This window comes from Nitrosomonas sp. Nm58, from assembly GCF_900107335.1.
Lineage (GTDB): Bacteria > Pseudomonadota > Gammaproteobacteria > Burkholderiales > Nitrosomonadaceae > Nitrosomonas.
The window spans coordinates 110,170-124,361 of record NZ_FNPQ01000001.1 but is presented as its reverse complement, the minus strand read 5'-3'; the positions used below and the strand labels follow the sequence as shown (position 1 = coordinate 124,361).

General features: G+C 57.2%; 9 protein-coding genes. 2 read left to right on the top strand and 7 right to left on the bottom strand.

Annotated elements, in window-relative coordinates:
• Positions 1-190: 190 nt before the first annotated feature.
• The 7 genes from ppk2 to BLW34_RS00470 form a co-directional block, all read right to left on the bottom strand.
• A complete protein-coding gene (gene ppk2 / locus BLW34_RS00500; RefSeq protein ID WP_090574277.1) occupies positions 191-1,045 on the bottom strand; it encodes a polyphosphate kinase 2 in 855 nt (284 codons plus the stop codon).
• A complete protein-coding gene (locus BLW34_RS00495; protein WP_218138704.1) occupies positions 1,029-2,768 on the bottom strand; it encodes a SulP family inorganic anion transporter in 1,740 nt (579 codons plus the stop codon). Before BLW34_RS00495 ends, ppk2 begins: the two co-directional genes overlap by 17 nt.
• The gene (locus BLW34_RS00490) at positions 2,758-3,969 is read right to left on the bottom strand and encodes an acetate/propionate family kinase (RefSeq protein ID WP_090574275.1); all 1,212 of its coding nucleotides are present in this window, start codon (positions 3,967-3,969) and stop codon (positions 2,758-2,760) included. Before BLW34_RS00490 ends, BLW34_RS00495 begins: the two co-directional genes overlap by 11 nt.
• Positions 3,966-6,128, bottom strand: a complete 2,163-nt coding sequence (gene glgX, locus BLW34_RS00485) for a glycogen debranching protein GlgX (RefSeq protein WP_090574715.1) — start codon at positions 6,126-6,128, stop codon at positions 3,966-3,968. The genes BLW34_RS00490 and glgX overlap by 4 nt, the downstream gene beginning before the upstream one ends.
• Before the next feature lie 11 nt (positions 6,129-6,139).
• Positions 6,140-8,665: a glycogen/starch/alpha-glucan phosphorylase gene (locus BLW34_RS00480; RefSeq protein ID WP_090574712.1), complete on the bottom strand. Its 2,526-nt coding sequence runs from the start codon at positions 8,663-8,665 to the stop codon at positions 6,140-6,142.
• Positions 8,666-8,774: 109 nt separating this feature from the next.
• On the bottom strand, positions 8,775-9,521 hold the full coding sequence (locus BLW34_RS00475; RefSeq protein WP_090574273.1) for an LOG family protein: 747 nt from the start codon (positions 9,519-9,521) through the stop codon (positions 8,775-8,777).
• 12 nt (positions 9,522-9,533) lie between these two features.
• Positions 9,534-11,930, bottom strand: a complete 2,397-nt coding sequence (locus BLW34_RS00470; protein WP_090574271.1) for a phosphoketolase family protein — start codon at positions 11,928-11,930, stop codon at positions 9,534-9,536.
• A gap of 722 nt (positions 11,931-12,652) precedes the next feature.
• Between BLW34_RS00470 and BLW34_RS00465 the strand changes: the two genes are divergently transcribed.
• The gene (locus BLW34_RS00465) at positions 12,653-13,084 is read left to right on the top strand and encodes a hypothetical protein (RefSeq protein WP_090574269.1); all 432 of its coding nucleotides are present in this window, start codon (positions 12,653-12,655) and stop codon (positions 13,082-13,084) included.
• Between the two features lie 209 nt (positions 13,085-13,293).
• Positions 13,294-14,010, top strand: coding sequence for a carbonic anhydrase (locus BLW34_RS00460; RefSeq protein ID WP_218138702.1), 717 nt, complete (start codon positions 13,294-13,296; stop codon positions 14,008-14,010).
• The last annotated feature ends 182 nt before the right edge of the window (positions 14,011-14,192 follow it).

Sequence of the window (14,192 nt, the reverse complement as noted above, 5' to 3'; positions counted from 1 at the left end):
CAAGGGCAAGGATAACAGCGAGGACTCGTGTGCACATAGAAAAACTCCCTTGCGGTCGCCGTATGGCGCACCGGCATTCAAAATGGTGTCCAGGAAAAATCAACGCCCTCTTTGATTACACTCTGTTTCTCTAATAGCTTATTAAAATACGCTGGTTAAAGAAATACGTACAAATACGTAGACGCAGGGTTTAATAAATCTCTGGAATCCAGCGCCGGCCGACCATGGTCGTCTGATCATCATAGGCACGCTCCGTGATGCGCTTGGGCAGTTTGATCTTCTTGTGCGGTATGCGCTCGTAGGGAATCTGCTTCAGCAGATGCGCAATCAGATTCAGGCGCGCGCGCTTCTTGTCGTCCGAATGCACGATATGCCAGGGCGCGAAATCCGTGTCGGTGGCGGTTAGCATCTGGTCGCGCGCGCGCGAATAGTCGTACCAGCGCTCGCGCGAGGGCAGATCCATCGGCGACAGTTTCCATTGACGCACGGGATCATCGATGCGCGCGCGAAAGCGCCGCTCCTGTTCCTCATCTCCGACTTCCAGCCAGTATTTGAGCAGGAGGATGCCGCTTTCCACGACTTGCTTTTCCACAAATGGCGTCAGCTCCAGGAAACGGCGATGCTGCGCTTCGGTACAAAAACCCATCACATGCTCCACGCCAGCGCGGTTGTACCAGCTGCGGTCAAAGATGACGATCTCGCCCGCCGCGGGAAAATGCGCCATATAGCGTTGAATGTACATCTGCGATTTCTCGCGGTCGGTAGGCGCCGGCAAGGCGACGACCCTGAACACGCGCGGACTGACGCGCTCGGCGATGGCCTTGATGACGCCGCCCTTGCCGGCTGCGTCACGGCCCTCGAATACAATCATGATGCGCTGACCGGTGGCGATGACCCAATCCTGCACGGCGCATAGTTCCGCCTGCAAATCGAGTAATCCCTTATCGTAGTCCTTACGTTTCAATTTGGATTTGGATTTGCCGTGCGTCTCTGCATCCTTCTCCCCAACCTTTTCCGGAGACTCATTGTTATGCCCCTTTTTCATGTTCACTCACTCCTTTTAGTAATGAATTGCCATCATCTGCAGCACTCCCCCGTTCCTCCCGCGCCAGGATAGTCTCGACGGCAGAATGGACGGAAAAGAAAATATTGTCCGCACCGATCTTCTGACCTAACCCCATTGGCTGTCCGTACTTGCGCATATACAACTTCGGCCGCGCCACCACCAGATGCACACCGCGGATTTTCAACTCGGTGACCAGATCGTCGACGGCCTGTGCGCCGGTACTGTCAAGCTGGCTGATGGATTCCGCGTTGAGCACGAACCAGCGCGGCCTGGGTTCGGCGCCATCCACCAGAGAGAGTATCCGCACCTTGAAATAATCAGCATTAAAGAACAGCAGCGGCGCATCGAAGCGGTAGATGATCATGCCTGGAACGGGCCGGGCGTCCTCCGAAAAACTGAGGTCGTTGTAGCCTTCCAGGCCTGGAACAATGCCCTGCAGCGTATCTGCGGGCCGGTAAATCTTGATGAGCACATTCAGCAACGCCAGCATGATAGCGATCACTACACCCGGCAGCACGCCGATGGTCAGCACCCCTATCGTCGTCAACAAGGACAAACTGAACTCGAAGCGATCGATCACGCGCAGACGGCGTATACCGGCCGCATCCAGCAGGCTCCAGGCGGAAAAGATCAGCACCGCGGCCAACGCCGGGATGGGCAAGTGTCCTAGCGGTTGTGTCAGAAATAGCGCAACCCCGGCCGTGGCCAACGCAGCAATCACGGAAACCAATTGAGTCTTGCCACCACTGGCATCATTGACCGCCGTACGCGAGTCGGCGCCAGTCACCGCGAATCCACCGCACAGGCCCGATGCCATGTTGGCGAAGCCGATCGCGCGCATCTCCTGATCGGCATTGATGTTATAGCCATTGCGCGCTGCAAAGCTACGCGCTGTCAGCATGCCGCTGGTAAAGCAGACAATCACCAGGCCGACTGCGCTCATAAAAATCCCTTGTACCCCCTCATAACCGAGACCTGGCAGCGCGAATGACGGCAGTCCGGACGGAACCTCCCCGACCAGCTTGACCGCGCGCGCATCCAACCCCAACAGAAATACACCCAGACTGGTGGCCAGCAGCGCGATCAGCGCAGCCGGCGCCCGGGGAAGATAGCGCCGGGTTAGAACCAGCAGCGCCAACGTTGCCAGCCCCACGCCCAGGCTGTAACCATGTATCTCGCCGAGGCGTTTGGTCAGTTCCAGCAGCGACGGCCCAAAATCCCGGCTCACCACCGCGATACCCAACAGCTTGCCCAGCTGTCCGGCGATGATGCTGAGCGCAATGCCGTTGAGAAAACCGATCAGGATCGGGCGCGAGAAGAAATTGACGATGAAGCCCATGCGGGTCATGCCACCGAAGACCATCAGCAGACCCGCCGTGAGCGCCATGGCAGCCGAGAGCTTCAGGTAATAGTTCAGATCGCCCTCCGCTATCGGCAGCAGCAGCGCAGCGATCATCGCGCAAGTAGCCGCATCCGGCCCGAGCACCAGCTGCCGCGACGAACCGAACAAGGCATAAACCAGCACCGGCAGTATGCTCGCGTAAAGACCGACTTCAGGCGGAAAGCCCGCCAGGGTGGCATACGCAATCGCCGTGGGCACCTGCACTGCTGTCACCGACAGCCCGGCGACCACATCATGCGTCAACCACTCCTTACGATACTGGCGCAGATCGCGCAACAACGGTATCCAGTCAGTCAACATGATGCCCACCCTTTCCGCTGATTATCAGCAGCAAAGTATGGCGCGCGATCATCAGTTCTTCGTCAGTTGGAATGACCCAGACCGGGATGGCGCTGCCTTCCGTTGAAATACGCGGACCGCCGCGCGCATTGGCAGCGGTATCGAGCGACACGCCCAGCCAGGCGCAGGCCTGCAGAATATGCGCGCGGATCACTGACGAGCGTTCGCCGATCCCGGCGGTGAATACCAAGCCGTCCACGCCGCCGAGCACGGCCGCGAGCGCGCCGATCTGTTTGACGGTGTAGTGCACGAAATACTCGACCGCCAGCTGAGCACGCGGCTCTTGGCTTTCCAGCAGCACGCGCATGTCGTTGCTGATGCCGGACAAACCGAGCAAGCCCGATTCCCGGTACAGCAGCTTCTCCAGGTCGGCACCCGACAGGCCGCGCTGATTGATGAGGTGCAGCAATACACCCGGATCGAGCGCACCTGGCCGCGTTCCCATCGGCACGCCATCGAGCGGCGAGAAGCCCATGGTCGAATCTACACTCTTGCCTGCTCGCAGGGCGCACAAGCTGGCCCCGCTGCCGAGATGCGCCACGATCACCCGTCCGTCGGAAATCCCGGGCGCGACCTGCGGCAGCATCGCCGCGATGTATTCGTAGGACAGTCCGTGGAAACCATAATGCCGCACGCCGGATTCATAGTATTCCCAGGGCAGCGCATAGAGATCGGCAATCTGCGGATGCGTTCGGTGAAATGCCGTGTCGAAACACGCCACCTGCGGCACCTGCGGTTGCGCCTCGCGCACCGCGCGGATCGCCGCCAGGTTGTGCGGCTGGTGCAGGGGCGCGAGCGGGATCAATTGCTCCAGTGCCGCGAACACCTCGGCATCAATCAGCAGAGGATGGGAAAATTGGGCACCGCCATGGACGACGCGATGGCCCACGGCAAGCAGTGGTTCATGTTGAAAGCGCTCGTGCAGCCAGGCACCGGCGAGCCTGATGGCGTCTTTCACACCCCTGACCTCGGCAACCGCGAAATCGCGCTCGACCACGACGCTCCCCGTGGCATCTGTTACGCGCAGACGCGGGCGCGTACCGATCCCATCGATTTGCCCGCGCGCGGCCAGCTGTAAAGTTGCCGCATCGTCCGCGCGAAATACCGAAAATTTCAGACTCGATGACCCCGCATTGACGACCAGAACGATACGGCTGCTCATGCGCGCGCCTCGAGCACCACCACGCTGCGCGGTGCCACGGGGTAAACCCTTGCCACGACTGGCTGTTGGCGCTCGCGAGCAAAAATATCGGCAGGAGAAGATTGAACGGTGTCGAGCGCCAGATGCCAGCGCCGCCCGCGCATCAGCGGCAAAGGCGCTTCTACGGACTGATCCGACATATTCAGGATCACGTGCAGGTCCTCTTCGTCATCGCGCAAAGCAGCGATCGTATAAGCCAGCAGCCGTGCCTGCGGATCGTGCCAGGACGGCTTGTTGAGGCGCACTCCATGCCAGGCGATATCGGGCATATCCCGCCCGGGTAGCGGTGCGCCCGTAAAGAACCGGTCGCTGGTAAGGCTGGGATGGCGGCGGCGCAACGCGATCAGCTCACGGGTATAACGCAGCATGCCGGCATTGCGTTCGGTGAACCGCCAGTCGAACCAGCTAAGCGCGTTGTCCTGGCAATAGGCGTTGTTGTTGCCGCGCTGCGTGCGCAGCACTTCGTCACCGGCCAGCAGCATGGGCACCCCGCGCGACAGCATCAGGAGGGTCAAAAGATTTTTCGCCTGCCGTATACGCAATGCGTTCACGGCAGAATCGCCGGTCTCGCCCTCAACGCCGCAGTTCCAGCTCAGATTGTCGTTGCTGCCATCACGATTGTCTTCCCCGTTAGCTTCATTATGCTTAGTGTTGTAGCTCACCCAATCGTAGAGAGTGAAACCGTCGTGGCAGGTAATGAAATTAATACTGCTAACCGGCTTGCGTTTGTCGTCGGCGTATAGATCGGCACTGCCGGTGATACGTGTCGCCACTTCACCAATGAGCCCGGGGTCCCCGCGCACAAAGCGGCGCATCACATCCCGGTAGCGGCCGTTCCATTCCGACCAGGCCATACCGGGAAAAGCACCGACTTGATACAACCCGGCTGCATCCCAAGCCTCGGCGATCATCGGCACCCGCGAAAGGATGTGCGAGGATTCGATGACCCAGGGCAAAGGCGGATTGGCGAGTGGTACGCCATTGTCACCGCGCACGAAGACGCTGGCAAGATCGAAGCGGAAACCGTCCACTCCGAGCACCTCCACCCAGTATTCCAAGCAATGTACGATGAATGCCGTCACCAATGGATGATTGCAGTTCACAGTGTTGCCGCAACCGGTAAAATCAAGGTAGCGGCGCTGGTCGATGGCATCGAGGTGGTAAATAATGTCGTTGGCAAGCCCGCGGAAATGAATCACCGGGCCCGCTTCGCCCCCCTCCGCCGTGTGGTTGAAAACCACATCCAGCAGCACACCGATATCAGCCGCATGCAGCCCATCGACCAAGTCGCGGAACTCCTGAGCGGCGCGCGCTGGATCAATGCAATACCCCGGATGCGGCGCCCAGAAACTGTGTGTACTGTAACCCCAATAATTATGCAGACCACGCTCCGCCACACCGGGCGGCACATCCTGCGTGTCGAAAGCCATCACCGGCAACAGCTCGACATGGGTCACACCCAGCGCCTGCAGATAGGGAATCTTCTCCTTAAGTGCGGCGAAGCTGCCAGGGTGTCCCACTGCCGCCGACGGATGGCGGGTGAAACCGCCCACATGCAACTCATAGATCACCGCGCCTTCCAAGCTGACCTGCTTCCAATGCGATGCAGATGTTGCTCGCGGGAGCGGCTCGGCGACGATGGCGCGCAAGCGATTCGAGCGACTGTCCTGCTCAGTGCGGGCGAGCCCGCGATCCCACAGCGCATCGCTCACTGCCCGCGCCCAGGGATCAAGCAGTTCTTTTTCAGGGTAGAAACGCCGCCCGGTCGTGGCAGTGTCGCCCGCGCCATCCATGCGCCAGGTGTAATAGGTCCCGGCGGGCAAGCCCTCCACGAATACATGCCAGAAGAAGAAACTGCGGTTCTGTTCGGAATCAAGCGGGATGATCTGAAACGGCGCGAGACTGTCCGCACTGGCATACAACAGCAGATCGACCCGGCTCGCATATTGACTGAAAATGCAGAAGTTGACGCCGCCCGCCCCGGCAGTGGCGCCAGGCGGAAACCGGGATCCCGACTGGATCGTATGAGGCGGCGAAGTCTTGTGACCGATCGCCGATATCAAATCGGTTTCGTCTGCGTTGCGCGTGCTTGGTGATCTCGCTTTAGTTTGCGACGACATGGCCATGCTCCCTACAACTTCACCGTTACCGGATGGACATTCCAAATTTCGTCGCAGTACTCGCCGATAGCGCGATCGGAGGAGAATTTACCGCTGCGCGCGGTATTGAGGATCGACATGCGCGTCCAGTTTTCCTTATCCTGCCACGCAGCACTCACTTGCTCCTGGCACCCGATATAGGCGGCGTAATCTGCCAGCACCAGGAACGGATCAGACTGGGTCAGGTTGTCGACAACGGAACGAAATACCTCGCTATCCCCCCGGGAAAAATGACCGCTGCTGATGAGTTCCAGTGTCATGCGCAACTCGGCGTTACCAGCAACGCAGTCAGCCGGCCGGTAGCCTTCACGCTTGATGCGCTCCACTTCCTCGGCGGTCAAGCCAAACAGGAAAAAGTTCTCCGCCCCCACTTCTTCGCGCATTTCCACGTTGGCGCCATCGAGCGTGCCGATAGTGAGCGCGCCGTTGAGCATGAACTTCATGTTGCCGGTACCCGATGCCTCCTTGCCGGCAGTGGAAATCTGCTCCGACAGATCGGCAGCCGGATAGATAAGGTGGGCATTCTGGACATTAAAGTTGGGTACAAAGGCTACTTTCATGCGCGTATTCACATCCGCATCAGCATTAACCGTCTCAGCCACGGCATTGATGAGCTTGATGATACGCTTGGCCATGAAATAGCCTGGCGCGGCTTTACCGCCGAAGATGAACGCGCGTGGCGGAATCGCTAGTCCCGGATGCGCTTTGAGGTGGCGGTAGAGCGTGACGATGTGCAATACGTTCAAATGCTGGCGCTTGTATTCGTGGATCCGTTTAACCTGAATATCGAACAGCCAGCCGGGGTCGAGCTCGATGCCGGTGCGCGCCCGGATGTAATCGGCTAGGCGCTTCTTATTGGTTTCTTTGACCACGCGCCATTTGTGCCGGAAGGCGGCATCATCGGCCTTGGCCTCAAGCTGGCGCAGCTGTCCCAGATCCGCCGGCCACTGCTCGCCAAGCGTGTCATTGAGCAACCCGCGCAATTCCGGATTGGCGAGCACCAGAAAACGGCGCGGCGTGACGCCGTTGGTCTTATTACTGAAGCGCTCCGGCCACAGTTCATAAAAATCCTTCAGCACGCTGGCCTTGAGCAGATCGGAATGCAGCGCGGCGACGCCATTGATGGCGTGGCTGCCGACGGTGGCGAGATGTGCCATGCGCACCCGTTTGTCATCCCCTTCGCCAATTAAGGACATCCTGGCCACACGCGCCTCATCGCCTGGAAACCTGGCACGCACCTCATCGAGAAAACGGCGGTTGATTTCGTGAATGATCTCCAGATGCCGCGGCAACAACGCCTGGAACATCGGCAGCGGCCAGGTTTCCAGCGCCTCGGGCAACAGCGTGTGATTAGTGTACCCGAAGGTCTGCACGGTGATCACCCAGGCCGTATCCCAATCCAGTCGCCGCTCGTCCACGAGCAAGCGCATCAGCTCAGCCACCCCAATGGAAGGATGCGTATCGTTAAGCTGCACGGCAAACCGTTGGGCAAAATGCTCCACCGGAACACCCGTGAGATCGAGCAGGTGCAGCATATCCTGCAGTGAGCAGGAAACGAAAAAATACTGCTGTCCCAGGCGCAGCCGCTTGCCGATTTCCGGCTCGTCGTTGGGGTAAAGCACCTTGGTGACCGTTTCGGAAACCACCTTGTCATTCACCGCCTGATAGTAATCACCGGTATTGAACGCCTGGAAGTTGAAAGATTCCACCGCTTCAGCGCTCCACAGCCGCAAGGTGTTACAGGTATTGACACCATAACCCTGAATAGGCGTGTCGTAGGCAGCGCCCCTCACCACGCGGTACGGCACCCAGCGCACGCGATCGCTGCCCGCTTCATCGCGATAATGTTCAGTGTGGCCCCCCCAATTGACGTAGTAGGCAATTTCGGGCTTGGCAATCTCCCACGGATTGCCGTAGCGCAGCCACTTGTCGGTGATCTCCGCCTGCCAGCCATCCTGGATCTCTTGGTCAAAGATACCGAACTCATAGCGGATGCCGTAGCCAATGGCAGGACGTTGCAATGTCGCCAGCGAGTCGAGATAACAGGCGGCGAGCCTCCCCAGGCCGCCATTACCCAGCCCCGGCTCTTCCTCGCAGGCCATGATATTGTCGAGATCCTGACCCAACTCGGCCAGCGCGGTGCGGGCTTCTTGTTCGATGTCGAGATTTACCAGATTATTACCCAGGTGGGGCCCCATGAGAAATTCCGCCGAGAGATAGCAGGCAATCTTGCGGCTGAGATCAAAATAGGTCTGGGTGGTGCTCATCCAGCGCTGCTGCATGCGATCGCGCACCGCCAGCGCCAATGCGCGGTAATAGTCATGCGCAGTCGCCACCGCCGCCAGGCGTCCAACGGAATAGTGCAGATGGTCCATGACCGCTTGCTTGAGCACGGCAGCCTGCATGCCAGTGCGCACATCCGCATCGATCAGACCGGTAGCGGCCGCTGATTCCACAGTTTTTGCTTGTGCTTGTTTTGGGGGTGTTCTACCGTTCATGATTTTGATTCCTCTCGATGTCTTTTTGAACTCTGTCCAGCTTCGGCCATCTTTGTTCCGCAGTTGATTCTCGTCAGTGAGTATGCGATCCACTCAGCGACTTCATGACCTAACCCGCAGTCTTGCTTTTAGCATGCTCGGCTAACCAGAGCACATGGTGTTCTCGAATAAGGGCAATCGCCTCATCGGCGCTATCCACGCAACGTGGAATCTTCATGTCTGCGGCGTTGGCCAATTCGAATCCCGGGCGCAACATCATCTGCGTCGCCCAGTCGACCAGACCCTTCCACATGGGACCGGTAAAGATGAGCGGGGTATCGTGCAGATGCCTCACCTGCAACAGCTGCCAGATCATCGTGGACTCAAGCACCGTGCCGATGCCACCTGGCGCGACAATAAAAGCATCAGACAACAGCACAAAGTGATGCAGACGAGTAAAAAACGTCTGATGTTCAAAAGCCTGCTCAACGAATGGATTGACCTCCTGCTCAAACGGCAGCTTCACGCGGATGCCGATGCTCTGCGCCCGTTCCGGCGCGTTAGCCGCCTCCGCGCCCTCGTTGGCGGCCTGCATCAAGCCCGGCCCTCCGCCCGTCACGATGTCGCAACCCATGGCTGCCAGCGCCTCGGCCATGCGCTTAACCTCTTGATATACCCAGTGTCCGGGTTGGGTGCGCGCCGAGCCAAAAATTGTGACCCGGTAGCGTTCGCGCTTGGACGGACGCAGACGGGTTAGATTGTTTACCGACGCCCACAGGCCGAATATCGTTTCAACGAGGATGCGCTTGACCGCTTCCTCGTCAGCCAGGCTTACGGTTGTTTGCCGCGGGATAGGTGAAGATGGTTGCTCGCTCATATGGGCCCCTTCTCAATACGGCCACACCCAATTGGTGAATTCATCGCGATCGGTGCCATGCTCATGCGCATAGGCGAGATTCTGGATGATCTCGTTCTTCATCTGCTCCTTCAGATGCGCGGCTCTCGCGGCAAGCCCGGGCACCCGGTCGATGACATCGATCACCAGCGTAAAGCGGTCGGTCTGATTCAAGATCGCGAGCTCCAGCGGCGTATTGATGTTGCCGCGTTCTTTGTAACCACGCACGTGAAGGTTTTCGTGATTCTTGAAGCGATAGGCAAGCTTGTGAATCAGCCAGGGATAGCCATGAAAATTGAAAATCACCGGTTTGTTGGTCGTGAACAGACTATCGAATTCGCGGTCCGTTGAGCCGCACGGGTGTTCCGCCACCGGCTGCATTTTATAGAGGTCCACCACGTTGACGAAGCGCACCTTCAGATCAGGCAAGTGCTCGCGCAGCAAGGCTGTTGCCGCAAGCGCCTCCTGGGTCGCCACGTCGCCGCAGGAGGCCATTATCGCATCCGGCTCGACACCCTCATCGTTGCTGGCACGGCGCCAGATGCCGATACCCTTGGCGCAGTGCACGATCGCCTCGTCGATGGTGGTGAACTGCAGGTGCTTCTGTTTATCGGCGACGATGACATTGATGCAGTCCGTCGAGCGCAAGCATTGATCCGCGATCACCAGCAAGGTATTGGCGTCGGGCGGCAGATAGATGCGGGTGACGCTCGGGCTCTTGTTGGTGACCAGATCGATGAAACCCGGGTCCTGGTGCGAAAAACCGTTGTGATCCTGACGCCACACCGTGGAAGACAGCAAAATGTTCTCCGATGCCACCGGGGCACGCCAGGGCACATGGTTCTTGGAGATATCCAGCCACTTGGCGTGCTGATTGAACATGGAGTCGATCACATGGGCGAAGGCTTCATAGGTATGGAAAAAGCCGTGCCGTCCGGAGAGCAGATAACCTTCCAGCCAGCCGATCAAGGTGTGCTCGGAGAGCATTTCCATCACCCGTCCATCGCGGGACAATTCGCCGCCATCCGCGTCCTCGGGCAATAATTCCGCCATCCAGACCTTCTTGCTCACCTCGTAGATCGACTGCAGGCGGTTGGACGCCGTCTCATCGGGACCGAACACGCGGAAGTTGGTCATGTTGTTGCGCATCACATCGCGCAGGAATTCACCCAGCGGCTTGGTATTTTCGTACAACACCTTACCGGCCTGTGCGACCTCCACCGCATAGTTGCGGAAATCCGGCAGTTTGAGATCCTTGCGCAGCAGGCCGCCGTTGGTGTGCAGGTTGGCGCTCATGCGCCGCTGTCCCTGCGGGGCAAGCGCGCGCAGTTCCGGAATGAGCCGGCCGCTCGCATCAAACAATTCCTCGGGCTGATAACTGCTCATCCAGTTTTCCAGCAGCTTCAGGTGCGCGGGATTGGTGCGGACATCCGAGAAGGGTACCTGATGGGAGCGCCAGGAACCTTCAGCCTTATGGCCATTGATCTCCTTCGGCCCGGTCCAGCCCTTGGGCGTGCGCAACACGATCATCGGCCAGCTCGGCAGCTCGGCCTTGCCGCTCGCGCGCGCTGTCTTCTGGATGGCGCGGATCTCAGCGATGACCGTATCCAGTGTCTGCGCCATGGTCTGGTGCATCGCATCGGGATCGTCCCCCTCGACAAAATAGGGTGTATAGCCATAGCCGTGGAAAAGCGCGGCCAGCCGGTCGTGACTGATGCGCGCAAGGATGGTCGGATTAGCGATCTTGTAGCCGTTGAGGTTCAGAATTGGCAGCACCGCACCGTCGCGGATCGGATTGATAAATTTATTCGAGTGCCAGGCGGTGGCGAGCGGCCCGGTCTCGGCCTCGCCATCGCCCACCACACAGGCGACAATCAGGTCAGGGTTGTCCAGGCAGGCGCCATAGGCATGCGACAGGCTATAGCCCAGCTCGCCGCCCTCGTGAATGGAGCCGGGCGTTTCCGGGGTGACGTGCGAACCGATTTGGCCAGGAAAGGAAAACTGCTTGAAGAACTTGCGCATTCCCTCCGCGTCTTCGCTCTTGTCGGGATAGACCTCGGAATAGGTGCCTTCGAGATAGGTCGGCCCAATCACACCGGGCGCTCCGTGACCCGGGCCAGCCATGAAAATCACATCGAGATCGTCGCGCTTGATGACCCGATTGAGGTGCGCCCAGACGAACGACAGCGCCGGACTCGCACCCCAATGTCCGAGCAGCCGATGCTTGACATGCTCGATCTTGAGCGGCTCCTTGAGCAGCGGATTGTCACGCAGGTAGATCATGCCCACCGAGAGGTAATTGCAAGCGCGCCACCAGCCGTTCATCGCGCGCAATTCTTCGGCACTGAGCGGATTGCTGGCAGGGGTAGATCTTTGTTCGGCGTTGGTCATTTTCAGCACTCCTTCTTTCTATCAAGGGATATAACAAAATAGATTATTGAAATACCCTTACTAAAGATATACGTGCAAACACGTAGACTCAGACCTATTTGAGACGAGCGATCCATCCATCCTTTTATGGGTTCAAGCGACGTAACCTATCAAAAATAGGATATATTTTTGTCTATCCGGCAAATGACAGCCAAGGAGAAAAATGCACAACAGTTTGGATCCAGTTTGACTCGAAGAACCCGTTAAATCTGAACAGTACCTGGGCGGCCAGCAGGCTGAGAAAGTTAAAAATTTTGGCGATGACGCTGAATGTGTGTTTTATGTGAGAGTGGAGTGCAACGCCGATACTTTCTGCTCTGCTCAGATAGTTAACGCGAATTTATGAAAAATTCGGGTTAATCTGAACGCTTGTCAAAAAAAGTTTAAATTCTAGGTGTTTGCACGTATTTTTTTAGCCAGTGTATTTCGATAATCTAGGGAAGCGTCATCGCTTAACCCGAATATTTCATAAATTCGCGTGATGATCACGCAGGATTTTGATTAATAGGGAAGTTTTGAGAAGGAGGGGTGTAGTGATTCATACACCCGACTGAGCAAAATCTTTCTTATTAATCAAAAGGCAAGTGAGGGCACGTGCCAATTTATGAGCTATTCGGGTTAACAATTCAAGGCGTTTATACTGCCTATCCTCCTCAAACTGATCCTTTTCTAGGAGATAAACCATGTTCAATTCAATATCCATTCGCTTGGCCATCGGCGTTTTCGGTGCAGTTTTTGGCAGTTGGGTGTTAGCTCAAGGTGATCCTTTGCTTCAGCAAGCCCAATCCGAGTGCCAGAGCATTGCCCAGCAACAAACTGGCTATAATCCCGGCGCTACCCAGCCACAGGCGGGCGGACGGGCGAAGGGTGCGGCGGCTGGCGCCATGGCCGGAGCCGCCAAGGGCAAAAGCAAGGCTGACCAGTACGGCAACGTGCCCGAAAGTGTCGCCGAGGAATACACCCATAGCCAGATGGAAGAAAAAGCGAAGATGGGGGCCGCTGCGGGTGCGGCCAAGCAACGCCAGCAGCGTCGTCAGGACACAGCGGCCCAGGATGCTTACAACCAGGCGTTTGCTTCCTGCATGGCCGCTAAAGGATTTCCGACAGGGAATTAAACTGCTATCCACTAAGATAGTACAGACGATTAAAATCGTCTGTACCCAACTAAGCGCGCATGAGTCCAAGTATTTAAAGTGAAAGTTACTGTCTAGAGGCGGTTACCTTAGCCGTGTGAGGAAAATCAATGGCTTATCTGTCCTAGCGTAAGCTGACTCTAATCTGTGATCCAGCAAGGGCCAAGCAATATACGTAACCAGGACATATCATGGCAAATCTGAAAATCACACGAAGGGAATGGCTAGCCGGTACTTGCGGATTAGGTCTGGGGATAGCTTTAAGCATCGCAACCAAAGCACCCTCCTCAAGATCAGTTGACATGGAGTCTTATCCGCGAAATGCAGACGAGGCGCTAGCACGATTGAAGAACGGGAACCGACGCTTCATGGAAGATAAGTCGCTTCATTTACATGAAAAAGCTTCCTGGCGCAGTCAGCTAGTTGAATCGCAAAAACCTTTTGCCACTGTTCTGGGTTGCAGCGATTCGCGCGTACCACCCGAACTCGTCTTTGATGTGGGATTCGGAGATCTTTTCACAATTCGACTAGCTGGCAACATCATCGCAGAAGACGTGATTGGCTCCTTGCAATATGCCGTGGCACATCTCAAAACACCGCTGGTTGTCATACTTGGCCATGAAGGTTGCGGCGCTGTTACCGCCACCGTGGAGAAAATACTGCACAAGACCAAAGAACTTGAGCATATCGAGGCGCTGATTCAATTAATCAAACCTGGACTAAAGAAACTTGATCTGAAGCTGGATCACGATAGATTGTTAAGTGCCGCCGTAGAGATGAATGTCCGTTGGTCCATGCAGCGGCTGTCGACTCTACCGGAAGGCGAACGCGCATTGCGAGAAAAGCGTGTCACGCTGGTTGGAGGCGTTTACGAGTTGGTAACGGGGCGCATTCGCTTTCTCGAATAAGAAGCTGCCTGCAAAATGGTCTTCGCAAGATAAGCATCACAAAAACCATCGTGAGCGCCATCCTGTATGTCATCACAGGTTGTATCCAGTAACCAGGCGATGCCGAATGATTTTCCGCCATAACGGACTGATGGATGATCTTTTTACCAGATGGAACAAGCGGGCTACGCCGGAAACCGAAT

Bases quoted from the DNA above. Each gene is read 5' to 3' on its own strand.
- BLW34_RS00480 (WP_090574712.1), bottom strand. From the start codon at position 8,665: ATGAACGGTAGAACACCCCCAAAACAAGCACAAGCAAAAACTGTGGAA.
- BLW34_RS00460 (WP_218138702.1), top strand. From the start codon at position 13,294: ATGGCAAATCTGAAAATCACACGAAGGGAATGGCTAGCCGGTACTTGC.
- glgX (WP_090574715.1), bottom strand. From the start codon at position 6,128: ATGTCGTCGCAAACTAAAGCGAGATCACCAAGCACGCGCAACGCAGAC.
- BLW34_RS00465 (WP_090574269.1), top strand. From the start codon at position 12,653: ATGTTCAATTCAATATCCATTCGCTTGGCCATCGGCGTTTTCGGTGCA.
- BLW34_RS00475 (WP_090574273.1), bottom strand. From the start codon at position 9,521: ATGAGCGAGCAACCATCTTCACCTATCCCGCGGCAAACAACCGTAAGC.
- BLW34_RS00495 (WP_218138704.1), bottom strand. From the start codon at position 2,768: ATGTTGACTGACTGGATACCGTTGTTGCGCGATCTGCGCCAGTATCGT.
- BLW34_RS00490 (WP_090574275.1), bottom strand. From the start codon at position 3,969: ATGAGCAGCCGTATCGTTCTGGTCGTCAATGCGGGGTCATCGAGTCTG.
- ppk2 (WP_090574277.1), bottom strand. From the start codon at position 1,045: ATGAAAAAGGGGCATAACAATGAGTCTCCGGAAAAGGTTGGGGAGAAG.
- BLW34_RS00470 (WP_090574271.1), bottom strand. From the start codon at position 11,930: ATGACCAACGCCGAACAAAGATCTACCCCTGCCAGCAATCCGCTCAGT.